This window comes from Curtobacterium sp. MCLR17_034, assembly GCF_003234485.1.
GTDB classification, from domain to species: Bacteria; Actinomycetota; Actinomycetes; order Actinomycetales; family Microbacteriaceae; genus Curtobacterium; species Curtobacterium flaccumfaciens.
The window spans coordinates 77,853-94,339 of record NZ_QKTH01000009.1 but is presented as its reverse complement, the minus strand read 5'-3'; the positions used below and the strand labels follow the sequence as shown (position 1 = coordinate 94,339).

15 protein-coding genes are annotated in these 16,487 nt (G+C 72.4%); 13 read left to right on the top strand and 2 right to left on the bottom strand.

Annotation, left to right across the window (positions count from 1 at the left end; translation table 11 throughout):
* Positions 1-93 precede the first annotated feature (93 nt).
* The 11 genes from priA (at position 94) to DEI98_RS10970 (ending at position 11,069) form a co-directional block, all read left to right on the top strand.
* Complete coding sequence (gene priA, locus DEI98_RS11020; protein ID WP_017885902.1) at positions 94-840, top strand: bifunctional 1-(5-phosphoribosyl)-5-((5-phosphoribosylamino)methylideneamino)imidazole-4-carboxamide isomerase/phosphoribosylanthranilate isomerase PriA; 747 nt, start codon at positions 94-96, stop codon at positions 838-840.
* Between the two features lie 4 nt (positions 841-844).
* Positions 845-1,660, top strand: a complete 816-nt coding sequence (locus DEI98_RS11015) for an SseB family protein (RefSeq protein ID WP_111054281.1) — start codon at positions 845-847, stop codon at positions 1,658-1,660.
* A gap of 59 nt (positions 1,661-1,719) precedes the next feature.
* Positions 1,720-2,595, top strand: a complete 876-nt coding sequence (locus DEI98_RS11010) for a ParA family protein (protein WP_017885900.1) — start codon at positions 1,720-1,722, stop codon at positions 2,593-2,595.
* Positions 2,579-3,382: a ScpA family protein gene (locus tag DEI98_RS11005; RefSeq protein WP_171907825.1), complete on the top strand. Its 804-nt coding sequence runs from the start codon at positions 2,579-2,581 to the stop codon at positions 3,380-3,382. The genes DEI98_RS11010 and DEI98_RS11005 overlap by 17 nt, the downstream gene beginning before the upstream one ends.
* Positions 3,372-4,061: an SMC-Scp complex subunit ScpB gene (gene scpB, locus DEI98_RS11000; protein ID WP_246520983.1), complete on the top strand. Its 690-nt coding sequence runs from the start codon at positions 3,372-3,374 to the stop codon at positions 4,059-4,061. Before DEI98_RS11005 ends, scpB begins: the two co-directional genes overlap by 11 nt.
* A 1,198-nt stretch (positions 4,062-5,259) precedes the next feature.
* Positions 5,260-6,048, top strand: a complete 789-nt coding sequence (locus tag DEI98_RS18895; protein WP_231495626.1) for a pseudouridine synthase — start codon at positions 5,260-5,262, stop codon at positions 6,046-6,048.
* A gap of 58 nt (positions 6,049-6,106) precedes the next feature.
* Positions 6,107-7,219, top strand: coding sequence for a prephenate dehydrogenase (locus tag DEI98_RS10990; protein ID WP_111100761.1), 1,113 nt, complete (start codon positions 6,107-6,109; stop codon positions 7,217-7,219).
* 203 nt (positions 7,220-7,422) lie between these two features.
* Positions 7,423-8,118, top strand: a complete 696-nt coding sequence (cmk, locus tag DEI98_RS10985; RefSeq protein WP_051596569.1) for a (d)CMP kinase — start codon at positions 7,423-7,425, stop codon at positions 8,116-8,118.
* 109 nt (positions 8,119-8,227) lie between these two features.
* Positions 8,228-9,748, top strand: coding sequence for a ribosome biogenesis GTPase Der (gene der / locus DEI98_RS10980; protein WP_071405612.1), 1,521 nt, complete (start codon positions 8,228-8,230; stop codon positions 9,746-9,748).
* A gap of 114 nt (positions 9,749-9,862) precedes the next feature.
* Positions 9,863-10,489, top strand: a complete 627-nt coding sequence (locus DEI98_RS10975; protein WP_146243505.1) for a hypothetical protein — start codon at positions 9,863-9,865, stop codon at positions 10,487-10,489.
* Between the two features lie 58 nt (positions 10,490-10,547).
* A complete protein-coding gene (locus DEI98_RS10970) occupies positions 10,548-11,069 on the top strand; it encodes a hypothetical protein (RefSeq protein WP_111038884.1) in 522 nt (173 codons plus the stop codon).
* 94 nt (positions 11,070-11,163) lie between these two features.
* On the opposite strand, the gene DEI98_RS10965 is transcribed toward DEI98_RS10970, so the two are convergent.
* Positions 11,164-13,320 carry an ATP-dependent DNA helicase RecQ gene (locus DEI98_RS10965; RefSeq protein ID WP_258370803.1) on the bottom strand — a complete coding sequence of 719 codons (2,157 nt, stop codon included), beginning with the start codon at positions 13,318-13,320 and terminating at the stop codon, positions 11,164-11,166.
* 76 nt (positions 13,321-13,396) lie between these two features.
* Positions 13,397-14,872, bottom strand: coding sequence for a hypothetical protein (locus DEI98_RS10960; RefSeq protein ID WP_111100759.1), 1,476 nt, complete (start codon positions 14,870-14,872; stop codon positions 13,397-13,399).
* 70 nt (positions 14,873-14,942) lie between these two features.
* On the opposite strand from DEI98_RS10960, the gene DEI98_RS10955 reads away from it, so the two are divergent.
* Positions 14,943-15,773, top strand: coding sequence for an endonuclease/exonuclease/phosphatase family protein (locus DEI98_RS10955; protein WP_111100758.1), 831 nt, complete (start codon positions 14,943-14,945; stop codon positions 15,771-15,773).
* Positions 15,770-16,351, top strand: coding sequence for a hypothetical protein (locus DEI98_RS10950; protein ID WP_146243504.1), 582 nt, complete (start codon positions 15,770-15,772; stop codon positions 16,349-16,351). Before DEI98_RS10955 ends, DEI98_RS10950 begins: the two co-directional genes overlap by 4 nt.
* The last annotated feature ends 136 nt before the right edge of the window (positions 16,352-16,487 follow it).

Here is a 16,487-nt window from a genome sequence, read left to right as displayed (position 1 = left end):
GGCCGGCACCGGGCGCGACGGCCGTGCCGGACGCGCACCGGGCCTCCCGGCTGTCCGCAGCCCCTTCTCCACCGCAACGAAACCGACAGGACCATGACCGACCTCACCGACACCCCGCCCCTCGTCCTGCTGCCGGCTGTCGACGTCGTCGACGGACAGGCCGTGCGACTCACCCAGGGTGAGGCGGGGAGTGAGACCGGCTACGGCGACCCCGTCGCCGCTGCCCGGACCTGGCGTGACCAGGGTGCCGAGTGGATCCACCTCGTCGACCTCGACGCAGCCTTCGGTCGTGGCGACAACCGCCGGGTGATCGCGCACGCCGTCCGCGAGGTCGAGGGTGTCTCGGTCGAGCTGTCCGGCGGCATCCGCGACGACGCCTCGCTCGAAGCGGCACTGGCGACCGGTGCGGCACGCGTCAACCTCGGCACCGCGGCGCTCGAGAACCCGGACTGGGCCGCGCGGGTGATCGGTGAGTACGGCGAGCAGATCGCCGTCGGGCTGGACGTCCGCGGCACCACGCTGTCGAGCCGCGGCTGGACCGAGGACGCCGGCGACCTGTGGGAGGTGCTCGACCGGCTGGAAGCCGCCGGGTGCGCCCGCTACGTGGTGACCGACGTCACGAAGGACGGCACGCTGCAGGGGCCCAACGTCGAACTGCTCCGCCAGGTGTGCGACCGGACCGACCAGCCCGTGGTGGCCTCCGGCGGGATCTCGACGCTCGACGACCTCCGTGCGCTCCGCGAACTCGTGCCGTACGGGCTCGAGGGCGCGATCATCGGCAAGGCGCTGTACTCCGGGGCGTTCACGCTGCCGGCCGCACTCGACATCGCCTCCGAGTAGCGCCGTGGCGGGCATCTCGAACGGCCGCGGCACCGGGCCGGACGCCGACGACGCGCACACCCCTGGCGGGGCCGCGGACTCGGCGGGCTTCTCGTGGGAAGGCCGCACGTTCGACCACCACGACACCGCGTTCGCCGACGACGACGGACTCGCCGACCCCGCGGTGGTCGCGGCCATCGGTGCGATCGCCGACGGTGCGTCCCAGGCGGCGATCGTCGAGGCGCTCCGGACCGCCCGCCTGCTCATCCCGCTCATCGCCGAGGCCGGTGACGTGGGGGAGACCGATCAGGGCAAGCTCGTCGACAAGACCCAGGAACTCTCGATCGTGACGGTCGCCGGTCCGGACGGTCGCAGCGTGATGCCGGCGTTCACCTCGGTGGACGCCATGCACGCGTGGGACCCGGACGCGCGCCCGGTGCCGGTGGAGTCCCGCCGTGTGGCGATGGCCGCGGCGAGCGAGGACACCCAGCTCGTCGTGCTCGACCCGAAGTCGCCGACCGAGTTCGTGCTGCGTCGTCCGGCGGTGTGGGCGCTCGGGCAGGACCTGCCGTGGACCCCGTGCTTCGAGGACCCCGAGGTGGCCCGCGCCTTCGCGGCTTCGGTCGAGGGAGAGTCCAGCGTCGCCCGTGTCGAACTCGCGCCGGGCGACCCGGTCGGACGGTTCGCCGGGCCGGAGCTGACGGTGGGACTGGCGCTGCACCCGGGGCTCGACCGCGAGCAGGTCGGCGAGCTCGTCGGTCGGCTGCAGCAGCGGTGGTCGACCGACCCCGTGATCGCGGAGCGGGTCGACAGCATGCGCGTCGCCCTGCGCGCTGCCTGACGAGCAGCAGTGCGGCGGTGCGACCCGGCCCAGCCCGAGGTCGCCGGTACGATGACGGGGTGAGCCCGAACCCGACGACCAACCCCACCGGCGCGACCACCCACGGTCCGACGGGGCGTCCCGTCCGGGACTTCCCCGTGCCCGAGGAGCTCGACAGCACCGGCCCCGCCCGCATCATCGCGCTCTGCAACCAGAAGGGCGGCGTCGGCAAGACCACGACGGCCATCAACCTGGGCGCCGCGCTCGCGGAGTACGGCCGCAAGGTTCTGGCCGTCGACTTCGACCCGCAGGGTGCGCTGTCCGCGGGCCTCGGCGTCCGGACGCACGACATCCACACCGTGTACGACCTGCTCATGGGCGCGGTGAAGGACCCGAACCAGGTCATCCAGCCGACGAACACCCCCGGCCTCGACGTCATCCCGGCGAACATCGACCTGTCCGCGGCCGAGGTGCACCTGGTCAACGAGGTCGCCCGCGAGCAGATCCTGGCGAGCGTGCTGCGCAAGGTCGCGAACGACTACGACGTGATCCTGGTCGACTGCCAGCCGTCGCTCGGCCTGCTCACCGTGAACGCCCTCACGGCGGCGCACGGCGTCCTCATCCCGCTCGAGTGCGAGTTCTTCGCGCTCCGCGGTGTCGCGCTGCTCATCGAGACGATCGACAAGGTGCGCGACCGCCTCAACCCGGCGCTCAAGCTCGACGGCATCCTGGCGACCATGTACGACTCGCGCACGCTGCACTCCCGCGAGGTCATGGAGCGGGTCGTCGACACCTTCGACGACCGCGTCCTCGACACCGTCATCGGCCGCACCGTGAAGTTCCCGGACGCCACGGTGTCCGCACGCCCGATCACGCAGACCGCGCCGGACCACCCTGCCGCCCACGCCTACCGGCAGCTCGCACGAGAGCTCGTCCAGCGTGGCGCCGTCGCCTGACGCGGGGTTCCGGGTCCGGCTCGCCAACTTCGACGGACCGTTCGACCTCCTGCTGTCGCTCATCACGAAGCACGAGCTCGACATCACCGAGGTGTCGCTCGGTGCCGTGACGGGGGAGTTCATCCAGTACGTCCGGCAGGCCGAGTCCGCCGACGAGCTCGACGAGGCCAGCGAGTTCCTGGTCGTCGCGGCGACGCTGCTCGACCTGAAGATCGTCGGGCTGCTGCCCCAGGGTGAGCTCGTGGACGCCGAGGACGTGGCCCTGCTCGAGGCCCGGGACCTGCTGTTCGCCCGGCTGCTGCAGTACCGGGCGTTCAAGCAGGCCGCCGACTGGTTCGGGGAGCGCTGGGGCGTCGAATCGCGCCGGCACGTCCGCAGCGTCCGGCTCGAGGAACGGTTCCGCGCGCGGACGCCGGAGCTCGTCTGGACCCTGTCGGTGCAGGACTTCGCCGCACTCGCCGCGCTGGCCTTCGCCCCGCGGGAGATCCCGACCGTCGGCCTCGACCACCTGCACGCCCCGCTCATCAGCATCCGCGAACAGGCCGCGATCGTCGTCTCGATCCTCCGCACCCGCGATGGTGAGGGCGTCTCGTTCCGTGAACTGGTCGCGGGCGTCGACCAGACGGGTATCGTGGTGGCTCGCTTCCTCGCGATCCTCGAGCTGTACCGGAACGCGTCGATCTCGTTCGAGCAGCTCGAGCCGCTCGGGGAGCTGACACTGCGGTGGACCGCCGAGGACTGGTCCGACGAGAGCCTCGCGAACCTGGGAGCCGACTATGACGGATGACGTGCACGACACGTCCAGCGCCGAACCCGGCGGCGCCGACGAGATGGCCGACGCCCGCGCCATCGAGCGCGAGATCCACGAGCGCGCCGCGTCCGAGGCCCACCCCGCCATCCCCATCGACCGGCAGCTCGAGGCCATCCTGATGATCGCCGACCAGCCGCAGTCACTCGTCGCCCTCGGTGCTGCCGTCGGCTCGCCCGTCCCCGCCGTCCGCCAGGCGATCGAACGCCTGGTCGCGGACTTCGACGGCGTCGACGGCACGATCCGCCGTGGTTTCGAACTCCGCGAGGTCGGTGGCGGCTGGCGCTTCTACGTCCGCGCCGACCTGGACCCCGTGGTCGAGCAGTTCGTCGAGGCCGAGCGCCCCTCGCGGCTGTCGCAGGCCGCACTCGAGACCCTCGCGGTCGTCGCCTACAAGCAGCCGATCACCCGCTCGCAGATCGCTGCGATCCGCGCCGTCAACGTCGACGGCGTCGTCCGAACCCTGGTGGCACGCGGCCTCATCGAGGAGTCGTTCACCGACGCCGAGACCGGCGCCATCAACTACGTCACGTCCGACCTGCTCCTGCAGCAGCTCGGCATCAACTCGCTCGACGAGCTGCCGCTCATCTCGCCCCTCCTGGACGACGGTGCGGACGGCTTCGAGCAGAACGAAGGGATCCCCGATGGCAGGGTTTGACGACCGGGGGCGCGGCGCGCCCCGAGACCGAGACGACCGCAACGGACGCTCGGGAGGCCCGGATCGCTCCGGCCGCCCGGCCGGCGGACGCGGTGGGGCCGGCTCCAGTGCCGGTGGCCGCTCCGGCGGGTACGGTCGCGACGACCGCGGGGGCGCACGCCCGCCGCGTGACGACCGCGGCGGCGACCGTGGTGGGTACCGCGGGGCTCCGGCGCCGCGTGACGACCGTGGTGGGTACCGGGGTCGCGACGACCGCGCCGGTGGCGGCGACCGTGGCGGCTACCGCGGCAACTCGGCTCCGCGTGACGACCGTGGTGGCTACCGCGGCCGTGACGACCGTGGTGCGTCCGCTCCGCGTGACGACCGCGGTGGTGACCGTGGTGGCTACCGCGGCAACTCGGCTCCGCGTGACGACCGTGGTGGCTACCGGGGTCGCGACGACCGTGGGAGCTCGGCACCTCGCGATGACCGTGGTGGGTACCGCGGCAACTCGGCGCCGCGTGACGACCGTGGTGGCTACCGGGGCTCCGCTCCGCGTGACGACCGCGGTGGCTACCGGGGTCGCGACGACCGTGGGAGCTCGGCACCCCGCGATGACCGTGGTGGGTACCGCGGCAACTCGGCGCCGCGTGACGACCGTGGTGGCTACCGCGGCCGTGACGACCGTGCGAGCTCGGCACCTCGCGACGACCGTGGCGGGTACCGGGGTCGCGACGACCGATCCGGTGGCGGCGACCGCGGTGGATACCGTGGCAACTCCGCTCCGCGTGACGACCGCGGTGGGTACCGCGGGCGGGATGACCGTGGGGCTTCGGCTCCGCGTGACGACCGTGGTGGCTACCGGGGTCGCGACGACCGCAGCTCGGCTCCGCGTGACGACCGTGGTGGCTACCGCGGACGCGACGACCGTGGCAGCTCCGCTCCCCGCGACGACCGACGCGACGACCGCGGCCGCGACGACCGCCGTACCCCGGACGGCCAGCAGAGCCGCGTCTGGCACAACGGCCGCCGCTACGTCGGCGGCACCACGAGCGTCCGCAACAGCGACCGCACCACGCCGAAGCCGAGCGGGCAGCGCGACGACCGGGGCAACCCGGCCGAGGGCACGCCCGAACGGCCGATCATCGAGGACTGGGACGCGGCGGACGGAACGGCTCCTGCCGGGGCCGAGCCGAGCCTCCAGGCAGAGGGTGAGCGCCTGCAGAAGGTGATCGCCGCTGCCGGCGTGGCATCCCGCCGGGTCGCGGAGAACCTGATCGTCGAGGGCCGCGTGACGGTCAACGGCGAGGTCGTGGACGCCCTCGGGCGCCGCGTCGACCCCGAGAAGGACGCGATCAGCGTCGACGGCGTGCCCGTGCAGATCGACTCGTCGCGGCGCTACATCGTGCTGAACAAGCCGACCGGTGTCGTCTCGAGCCTGCAGGACGAGCGCGGTCGCCGCGACCTGACCGAGTTCGTGGACCGGTACGAGGAGCGCCTGTTCAACGTCGGCCGTCTCGACACCGAGACCTCCGGGCTGCTCGTCCTGACGAACGACGGCGACCTGGCACACGTGCTCGCGCACCCGTCGTTCGGTGTGCAGAAGACGTACATCGCGAAGGTCCACGGCAACGTGAACCCCGCCGTGGTGCAGCGCCTGACCGAGGGCGTCGAGCTCGAGGACGGTCCGATCAAGGCCGACAAGGTGCGGTTGCTCGAGTCCTCGCGGGGTGAGTCGCTCGTCGAGATCACGCTGCACTCCGGCCGCAACCGCATCGTCCGTCGCATGCTCGAGGCCGTCGACCACCCGGTCCTCGAACTCGTCCGCCGGTCGTTCGGACCGCTGCACCTGGGCAGCCTGCCGCCGGGCAAGATGCGCGAGCTCGGCACCGTCGAGGTCGGCAAGCTGCTCAGCACCGTCCGTGACGCGAAGCCGTCCGCTCGTGACGACCGTGACGTCGCGCTCGACCAGGACGACGACGAGTACGAGGACGAGTCGGCGGACTGACCGAACCCGACGCTCGGGCATCGACCGATGCCCGAGCCTCGATCGGTAGGCTTGCCCGGTGACCGACGTGACCCCGACCGACATCGACCGCCGTCTGCGCGGCCCGGTCCGGGTCGTCGGTGCCGGGTTGCTCGGCGCCTCGATCGGTCTCGCCCTGCGCGAGAAGGGCGTGGACGTCGTCCTCGACGACGTCTCGCCCGCCGCACTGGCGCTCGCCGTGGACTACGGCGCCGGGCGTCGACCGGCCGCCGGCGACCAGCCGGAGCTCATCGTCGTCGCGGTGCCGCCGGACGTCGTGGCGATGGTGGTGGAGCGTGAGCTCGCTGCCCACCCCGACGCTGTCGTGACCGACGTCGCCAGCGTGAAGTCCGGGCCGCTCGCCGCCCTGGTGGCGGCCGGGGCCGACGTCTCCCGCTACATCGGGTCGCACCCGATGGCCGGACGCGAGCGCAGCGGTCCGACCGCCGCCCGCGCCGACCTGTTCGTCGGCCGCCCCTGGGTCATCGCCGGGCACGACGGCATCACGTACCAGCGTGCCGCGGTGGTCGAGGACCTCGCGCTCGACGTCGGCGCCACCGTCGTGCCGATGGACTCCGAGTCGCACGACCTCGCCGTGGCCTACGTCTCGCACGCGCCGCAGCTCGTGTCGACGCTGATGGCCTCGCGCCTGCGGGACGCCCCCGACGGGTCGCTCGGCCTGGCCGGCGGCGGCGTGCGCGACGTCACCCGGATCGCCGCGAGCGACCCGGGGCTCTGGGTGCAGATCATCGGGGCGAACGCCGGGCACATCCGGCCGGTGCTCACCGACCTGCGCGACGACCTGTCCCGTGTGATCGACGCGCTCGGCGACCCGGACGGTGCCGGATCGCCGCGCACCATCGCCGAGACCATCGCCGACGGCAACCGCGGGGTCGAACGACTCCCCGGCAAGCACGGCACCACCAAGCGCTTCGCCCAGGTGGTCGTCCTGGTCGACGACACCCCCGGGCAGATCGCCGCACTCCTGACGTTCATCGGGGAGATCGGCATCAACCTCGAGGACATGCGCCTCGAGCACTCACCGGGCGCACAGATCGGCATCGTCGAGGTGTCGGTGCTGCCCGAGCAGGAACAGCGACTCGTCGAGGAACTCGAGGGGCGCGGATGGAGGATCGCAGCAGCATGGGCCTGAACGACGACACGAACGCAGCGACGAACGACTCCGGTGTGACCGGCGGGCGCGCTCCGGCCGGCGGGACCGACGGGCCCGACTCGGGCTTGCCGACCCCGACCCCCGGCGACGGGGCGTGCGGCGGTGCTGAGGGTGGCCCCCTCGGTGGTCCCGCTGGCGGCCTCGGCGAACCCGGCGGGGAGCCCGGCTCGACCAGCGCCCCGATGCCGTCCGGCCTGGCCGACGGCGCCTACGTGGCGAAGATCGTCATCGCGGTCGACGGCCCCGCCGGCAGCGGCAAGTCGAGCGTCTCCCGTGCGGCCGCCCGCGCCCTGGGCTACGGCTACCAGGACACCGGCGCCGCCTATCGTGCGCTCGCGTGGCACGCCCTGCAGCAGCGGGTCGACCTCGATGACGCCGCGGCGATCCTGGCGAGCTGGGACACCTTCGACTACGCCATCGGCACCGACCCCGACGACTACTACGTCAAGGTGGGGGAGACCGACGTGACCGAGGCCATCCGCACCCCCGACGTCACCGGCGCGGTCGCCCACATCGCGAAGCTCCCGGACGTCCGGAAGCGCCTGGTCCAGCTGTTCCGCAACGTCATGCGGAAGACCGATGCCCCGGGCATCATCACCGAGGGCCGGGACATCACCACGGTCGTCGCACCCGACGCCGAGGTCCGGATCCTGCTGACGGCCGACGAGTCCGTTAGAATGGCCCGACGCTCGGCAGAGGTCACGACCCAGTCGGCCGCCGAGACCTCCGCAGCACTCGCTCGTCGCGACGCGGCGGACGCGAAGGTCGTCGACTTCATGAACGCCGCCGACGGCGTCACGACGCTCGACTCCACCGACCTCGACTTCGACCAGACCGTGCAGGCGGTCGTCGACCTGGCCCGCGCGGCCACGCACTGACGCACGACCGGACGGCCTCGGCCGCCTGGTCACACCACGGCCGGACCCCCGGCCCCGGCCGGCAACGGCCACCGACACCGCGGCCCCGGCCGCTCGCGAGGAACCCAAGATGGCTCAGCTGGACAACCCGGACAACGACGACTTCCCCCGGTACGACGACGCCCTCGGCGAGCGGCTCGCCGGACTCGACGAGGCCGAGGCCGAGCAGCGCGCGACCGCGCTCCGCGCCGGACTCGAGGAGTACGACCTCGAGGATGAAGACCTCGCCCTGCTCGAGGCCGGTCAGGTCGGCGAGGACGGCGTCCACTACCTGCCCGCCTACCCGGTGCTCGCGATCGTCGGCCGTCCGAACGTCGGCAAGTCCGCGCTCGTGAACCGCATCCTCGGTCGTCGTGAGGCCGTCGTGCAGGACGTCCCCGGCGTCACCCGCGACCGCGTCAGCTACAAGGCCGACTGGAACGACAAGCGCTTCACGCTCGTCGACACCGGCGGCTGGGAGCCCGGTGCCGAGGGCATCAACGCCTCCGTCGCCGCGCAGGCCGAGGTCGCGATCGACCTCGCCGACGCCGTGCTGTTCGTCGTGGACGTCACGGTCGGGATCACCGCCACCGACGAGCACGTCGTCAAGATGCTCCGCGGCACCGACCGCCCCGTCATCGTCGTCGCGAACAAGGCCGACGACGAGCGCCGTGAACTCGACGCCTACGAGCTCTGGAACCTGGGGCTCGGCGAGCCGCACCCGGTGTCGGCCCTGCACGGTCGCGGCGTCGCGGACCTGCTCGACCTGATCATCAAGACGCTGCCCGACACCTCGGCCGTCGCCAAGCAGGAGGTCGGCGGCCCCCGCCGCGTGGCCATCCTCGGCCGCCCGAACGTCGGCAAGAGCTCGCTGCTCAACAAGGCCGCCGGTGAAGAGCGGGTCGTCGTGAACGACATCGCCGGCACCACCCGCGACCCGGTGGACGAGCAGATCGAGCTCGGCGGCAAGGTGTGGCGCTTCGTCGACACCGCCGGCATCCGCAAGCGCGTCCACATGCAGCAGGGCGCCGACTTCTACGCCTCGCTCCGCACCACCGCAGCGCTCGAGAAGGCCGAGGTCGCCGTCGTCGTCCTCGACGTCACCGAGCCGGTGTCCGTGCAGGACCTCCGCATCATCGACCTCGTCCTCGAGTCCGGCCGTGCCCTCGTGCTGGCCTACAACAAGTGGGACCTGCTCGACGACGAGCGCCGCCGCTACCTGGAGCGCGAGATCGAGCAGGACCTGGCGCACGTCGCCTGGGCCCCGCGCGTGAACATCTCCGCCCGCACCGGCCGTCACCTCGAGAAGCTCGTGCCGGCGCTCGAGACCGCCCTCGAGTCGTGGGACACCCGCATCCCGACCGGCAAGGTCAACGCCTTCATCGCCGAGCTCGTGCAGGAACACCCCCACCCCGTGCGCGGCGGCAAGCAGCCCCGCATCCTGTTCGGGACCCAGGCGTCGAGCCAGCCGCCGACCTTCGTGCTCTTCACGTCGGCGTTCCTCGACCCGCAGTACCGACGCTTCATCACGCGTCGACTCCGCGAGGTGTGGGGCTTCTCCGGCACGCCGATCAACGTCAACATGCGGGTGCGCGAGCGCCGGAAGCGCTGAGCGCTCCCACCCGTCACGCAGAACGCGCCTCGATCCGTCGGGGCGCGTTCTGCGTTCGCGGTCGGTCTGGAGGCCCGGGGCCGGTCCGGCGCGCCGGTGCGGCATCATGGGTGCGTGCGTACCGGGCCGTGGGCAGCGGACCGACGTCGGCTCGCCCTGGTGGGTGTCCTCGTCGGTGTGGTCGTCGTGGGTTCGGTGTCCCTGTGGACGATCTCGCACGCACCGGACGACGGCGACTCGGTCACCCGTGCCGACCCCGTGCCCTCCGAGCCGGCGCGGTCGCCCGACGTCCGACTGCCGCCGGCCAACGGCCTCGAGGAACCGATCGAGCCCGAACCCGTCCGTCCGGTCGACGGTTCGCCCATCGACCCGTGGTGGCGCCGCGTCCCGCCGGTGTCCGGTGACATCCTCGGCATCGGGGCTGCGGCCTCCGGGCACGTCCGGATCGCCGCGAACACGAGTGACGAGACCCTCGCGGTGGAGATCGACCACCTGGAGACCGGCGGGGACGGCCCGGTCGACGTCGTGCTGTCCGCGGGGACGGTGCGCGGTGGCTCGAAGCCGGTGTGGACCCCCGCCGGGGAGTCCTACGACCTGTTCCAGGCCGCCGGGGTCGAGCAGGGGCTGACCGTCGTGCTCAGCGACCCGTGGTCACTGCCCGACGAGGTCCGTTCCCTGGTCCTGCTCGACGCCGACACCGGCACCGTGCTGGGCGGCGCGGCACTCGTCCCGTCCGACTGAGCCGTCGCCGACCCGGGCTGCGTCTGCGGGGGGCCTCGGGATGGGGCACCATGTACTGGTGACGCAGCAGAACGACGGACTCGGTGTGCTCGCCGACCGTGTGTGGTGCCGTCTGCGACTCGACCGGTTGGCCGGAGGTCGACAGGCCGGCTACGTGATCCGCGAGGACATGCTCGAACACCCGGACACTGTCCGTTCGTTCCGGTGGATCCGGTGGCTGCTCGTCGCGGAGACCGTCGTCGGCCTCACCGCCATCGTGGTCGCCGTGCTGCTGACCCGCGCAGGGGAGTCCCTGTCGTGGGCGGTGTGGTTCCGGTCCACCGTGGTGCTGCTCATCACCCTGACGCTCTACGTGTTCGCCTGGCGGGCACAGCTCGGGTACTACTGGGCGTACCAGCGGCTGCGGTTGTTCAGCCGGATCTTCCCCATCGTGACGCTGATCGTCGCGGCGATCCCCGGGCTCTACCCGTTCTGGATGGTCATCGAGCAGATCCTGTTCTCGGTGCTCATGGTCGGCATCGGCGACGTGCTGACGAGCGACCACATGCGGGCCACGTTCCCGAAGCCCGCGCGGCGCTAGGGCTCCGGCGGGCGGTGGACCGGCTCCGCGACAGAACACGAGTCGATCGACGCGTGGACTGTCGCAAAACAGATGTGGGGGCGGCGCGAGCGGGCTACGCGACCGTGGCCAGGGCGAACGGGAGCACGGCGGAGGCCCCGGCGCGCCGGAGCTCCCGGCCGGCGACGGTCATCGTCCACCGGCTGTCGACCAGGTCGTCGACGAGCAGCACCGGGCCCTCGTGCGCCTGCAGGGCGGCGGCGAGCGACGGATCGACCACGAAGGTGTCCCACACGCCGGACAGTCGGTAGGCGCTGTTCGTCGCACCGTCGCCACGAGGGGTCCCGCCGGCACGGCCGAGCGTGCCGAGGAACTGCAGCCGCCCGATGGTGGACAGTGCCCGGGCGAGGGACCCCACCAGTTCGGGCCGTGACCGCGAGGACATCGCCACGACGCCGGTCGGCCGGGCCTCCCACGGCCAGTCCTTGAGCGCCCGGACACAGCCGTCGACGAGTTCGCGCGAGATCGGGGCATCGGGGGTGGACGTCGAGAACAGCGCACGCAGGGGACCGCCCCAGCCCAGGTCGGTCAGACGCGCCACCGCACGGCCGGGCTGCACGAGCTCGTCCGCGCCGATCTTGCCCCGCACCGAGACCCCGAGCGACGACATCCCCGAGGGCCACTGGGCACGCGGAGCGATCTCGACGCCGACCTTGTCGAGCGCGGCCGCGGCCCCGGACGAGTCGGTGTCGGACACGGCGGTCGGGAACCAGGCACCGGCGCAGTTGTCGCACCGGCCGCAGGGCTCGGCCGAGGGGTCGTCGAGGTCCTGCTGCAGCAGCTGCATGCGGCAGGCCGACGTGGACTCGTAGTCGAGCATCGACGCGGCCTCCGCAGCGCGGGCCGCTGCGACCCGCTCGTACCGGGGCGCGTCGTACTCCCACGGCTGCCCGGTCGACACCCAGCCGCCGGTGACGCGTCGGACGGCGCCGTCGACGTCGAGCACCTTGAGCAGGAGTTCGAGGGTGGAGCGCTTGATGTCGACCAGGCCCTCGAGCGCCACGGTCGACATCGCGGTGTCGGTGGACAGGGCACTGAGCACGGCGGCGGCGCGGGCCTCGGTCGGCATCGAGGCGCTGGCGAAGTACTGCCAGATCTCGCGGTCCTCACGTCCGGGCAGGAGCAGGACGTCGGCGTTGTCGGTCGCACGACCCGCACGACCGATCTGCTGGTAGTAGGCGACGGGCGACGAGGGCGCTCCGACGTGCACGACGAACCCGAGGTCGGGCTTGTCGAACCCCATGCCGAGCGCGCTCGTGGCGACCAGGGCCTTCAGCTCGTTGCCCTTGAGCTGCTGTTCGAGCTGTTCGCGCTCGTCGGTGTCGGTGCGCCCGGTGTAGGCACGGACGGCGTACCCGTTGTCGCGCAGCAGTCGTGCGATGTCCTCGGCTGCCGAGACGGTGAGCGTGTAGATGATGCCGCTGCCGGGCAGGTCGCCGAGGTGCGCGAGGAGCCACCCGAGCCGCTGCCGGGCATCGGGCAGCGTCAGCACGCCGAGGCGCAGGGACTTGCGAGCGAGGGACCCGCGGATGGTGAACACCGGGTCGGCCGGACCAGCGGTGAGCTGTTCGGCGACGTCCTCGACCACGCGCTCGTTCGCCGTCGCGGTGGTCGCCAGGACGGGGACGCCGTGGGGGAGCGACCGGATGAGCTCGGCCAGTCGGCGGTAGTCCGGCCGGAAGTCGTGGCCCCAGTCCGAGATGCAGTGCGCTTCGTCGACCACGAGCATCCCCATCCGGGCGATCAGGGTCGGCATCTGCTCGTCGCGGAACTTCGGGTTGTTCAGCCGCTCGGGGGAGACGAGGAGCACGTCGACCTCGTCACGGGCGAGGGCGGCCTGGGTCTCGCCCCACTCGTGGGCGTTCGCGGAGTTGATCGACACCGCGCGGACACCGGCCCGCGCGGCAGCGGCGACCTGGTCACGCATCAGGGCGAGCAGCGGCGAGACCAGGACCGTCGGGCCGCCCCCGCGTCGGCGCAGCAGCAGCGTCGCCAGGAAGTACACGGCGGACTTGCCCCACCCGGTGCGCTGCACGACGAGGGCGCGCTGCCGGTGCTCGACCAGCGCCGAGATGGCCTCGAGCTGGCCGGGGTGGAACACCGCGTCGGGGCGCCCCGTGAGCGCAGCGAGCGCCTGCTGCGCCTCGGCGGCGATGTCCGCAGAGGGGGACACGGAAGACGACGCGGTGGACCCGACACCAAGACCAGACATGCCCCCATGCTGTCAGGAGCAACCGACGAAACCCGACCCGCGCCTCCAGGCTGTGGACAACCGGACCAACCGGGCCCTACTGGTAGGTGACCAACGACGGTGTCGGCCTCACGTCCTGCATGGTCTGCGCGGGCGTCAGCATGGGCATGTCCTCGTCGTAGAAGTTCTTCCAGCCCCAGTGCAACCCCTCCGGCGCGCCCTGGTGCAGTGCCTTCCACGTCGCCTGCTTGTCCGGCTGCGACCCCTGCCCGTCGACGTGCACGAGCATGTCGAGCTCCGGGTGGGTCTGCAGCGCTGAGCGGTCCTGGATCATCGACAGCCGGAACTGGTGCAGCACCAGGGCCTTCGGCGGCAGCCCCTCGTCGCGCACGAGTCCAGCCAGCCACGAGGAGACCTCGTTCACCTCGGACGCCGAGACACTCCCGATCTGCTTGAGGGGCACCTGGTCCTTCGTCAGCCGCCACTCCGGGTCGAGCGCCAGCCAAACGCCGGGCTTCTTCAGCAGCGACTCGTACTTCTTGGCCTGCGACAGGAAGTCCGACCGACCCGGCTGCAGGTCGATGATGACCGGCATGTCCGCATCGTGCGCGGCGTCGACGTAGGGCTCGAGCGTCGACACCGGCAGCTCCGTCGAGTAGTCGCCGTCGGCTCCGGCGTCCCCCGCGGCGACGGTCGCGATGACCTCCATCGCCGGCGTCACGAGCTCGTCGGACTCGGCCCGGTACGGCTTCGCGACCTGCTCGGCACGCTGCACGGTCTCCTTCGGCCCCTGCTCACCGAGCACGCCCAGCGCCGGCGCCCCCGGAGCCCCGTACAGCGCGACGTACCGGTGCCCGTCGAACGGTCGCTGGCCGCCGTTCCGCAGCTGGAACCCGCCCTCGGCAGCCCGGACCGTCCACTCCGGGTCCGGCAGGGCGTCGAACGCCGCGCCGACCAGGACGGTCGGGTGCTTCGCCCGCTCGTGCAGCGCGGTCACCACGTCGGGTGCGGCAGCCGGGTCCGTCACGCCCTTCGGCATGGTCACGACGCGCGCGCCGGCGGCCTTCGCGGTCGCCACGGCAGCAGCGTCCGCACTCGCGTCCGCCACCACCACGGTCGCCTGCCGGGAGGCCCGGGTCGACTCCGGCGCGTCACCGCCGTCCGGCGCCTGCCGCTGTTCGACGTCCGTGTCGACCGACACGTCGCCCTCGGCCTGGTACCAGTCGGCGTCGAGCCGGTCGAGCTCGCGGGCGACGGCGGCGCTCGTGTCCTTGGTCGTCACCAGCACCGGGACGTGTGCGCTCGCCGCAGCCTTCGCCGCATCGCGGATGCCGTCGGTGTCGCCGGCCCGGGCCACGACCGCTCCCGGGGCACTTGCGAACAACGCCTTGCTGACGCGGACCGACCGGGCTGCGGCGTCCGAGGCGTCGGCCACCGTGACGGTGTCGGCCGAGGCCTTCGCCAGGGTCGGGCGGCTCGTGTCCGGTCCGCTCGACGTGCACCCGGCGGCTCCGAGCAGCAGCCCGGAGACCGCGATCGCGACCAGGAGACGAGGGGTGGAACGAGAACGCATCGAGCCACCATACGAGCCAGACGGAGAGGTCCCTGGGAATCCGACGGGTGTCGTCTCGTAGAAGGGAGGCATGCCCCACCACCCCGACGACCGCCCGCTCATCGGACCGGTCCGGTCGCCCGAGGTGCACTGCATGACGCTCAACGTGCGTCGCCGCGTGCCGCGACAGCCGACCCACCCCGACGCCTGGGAGCGTCGCCGAGAGGCCGTGCTCGCGCTCGTCGCGTCCGAAGCGCCCACCGTCCTCGCCGTCCAGGAGGCCCTGCCCACGCAGGCAGACGACCTGACGTCCGGCCTCGGGTCGGGTTGGGAGCCCGTCCTGGCCGGACGGGGAGCGCGCGGCGGTGGCGAACAGGTCGGCCTGTTCCTCGACCGCTCCCGCCTCGACGTCGTCGAGCGCCGCACCTGGGCGCTCTCCCGCACGCCCCACCGCCCCGGCTCGCGGTCGTGGGCGACGTCCTTCCCCCGGCACGCCGTCGGAGCCGTCGTCGACGACCGCGCGACCGGCGTTCGGTTCCTGGCGATCGCCACCCACCTCGACGTCGCCTCGCCGTGGGCCCGAGTCCGCTCCGCCGAACTGCTCGGCCGGATCGTCCGGCAGCGCGGCCTGCCCGCCGTGGTCATGGCCGACTGGAACAGCCCGGCCGGTTCCGCACCATGGCGAGCCCTGGCGGAGGCGGGGGTCGAGGACAGCTGGGGGCGGGCCTCCAGGCAGGTGGGTGAGCCCTACGGGACGTACCCGCACTACGGGAGTCCGCGTGTCGGTGGCCGGCGGATCGACGGGGTGCTCGTGACGTCCGAGGCGGAGGTGGAACGCGTCGCGGTCGACGTGCGGCGGCCGGGCGGCGTGTGGCCGTCCGACCACGCTGCCGTGCACGCGGTCGTGCGGTGGGCGTCGTGATCGCGACACTCGGACCGACGTTCCTGCGGCCGCGGTTCCTGGTGGCCGACGTGGTGCGGGCGCTGACGCTCGTGAGCGTCGTCGTGGCGAGTGTCGGGTGGGGCGGGACGGCGTTCCCGGTCATGGCGCTGGCGCTGCTCGGGGTCGTGGTGCCGCGGATGCTCGGGCTGCGACCGGCGTTCGACGTGGCGGTGTGCGTGCTCGTGCTCGTCGCCGGGTGGTCGAGCGTGCTCGAGTGGTACACGACGGTCTTCCTGTGGGACAAGTTCATGCACGTCGTGCTGACGGGGCTGCTCGCGGCGGTGCTCTACGTCATCGGTGCGGACCTGCGTGCGGTGCCGGCGCCGCACGCCGAGCGCCGGGTGGTCGTCGCGGTGCTCGCGCTGTGTGCGGGACTCGCGGTCGGGGCGGTCTGGGAGATGGGGGAGTGGCTCGGGCACAACTTCGTCGACTCGAAGATCTTCGTCGGGTACGACGACACGATCGGGGACCTGGCGGCGGACGGGTCCGGCGGGTTGCTCGTCGGGCTCGGGTTGCCGTGGTTGGCGGCGCGGCGGGAGGTGGTGCGGCCGGGCTGAGCGTGTCGTTCGGGTCGCGTTGCTTCGACTCGCCGTGGCACGGAGGGGGTCTGACGTCCGCTATGCTGGACCGGTCGCTCGCGCTCCGGTCGGACGCGGGCGAGGATCCTCAGGGGTCCTGAGTTCTCCGGAACTC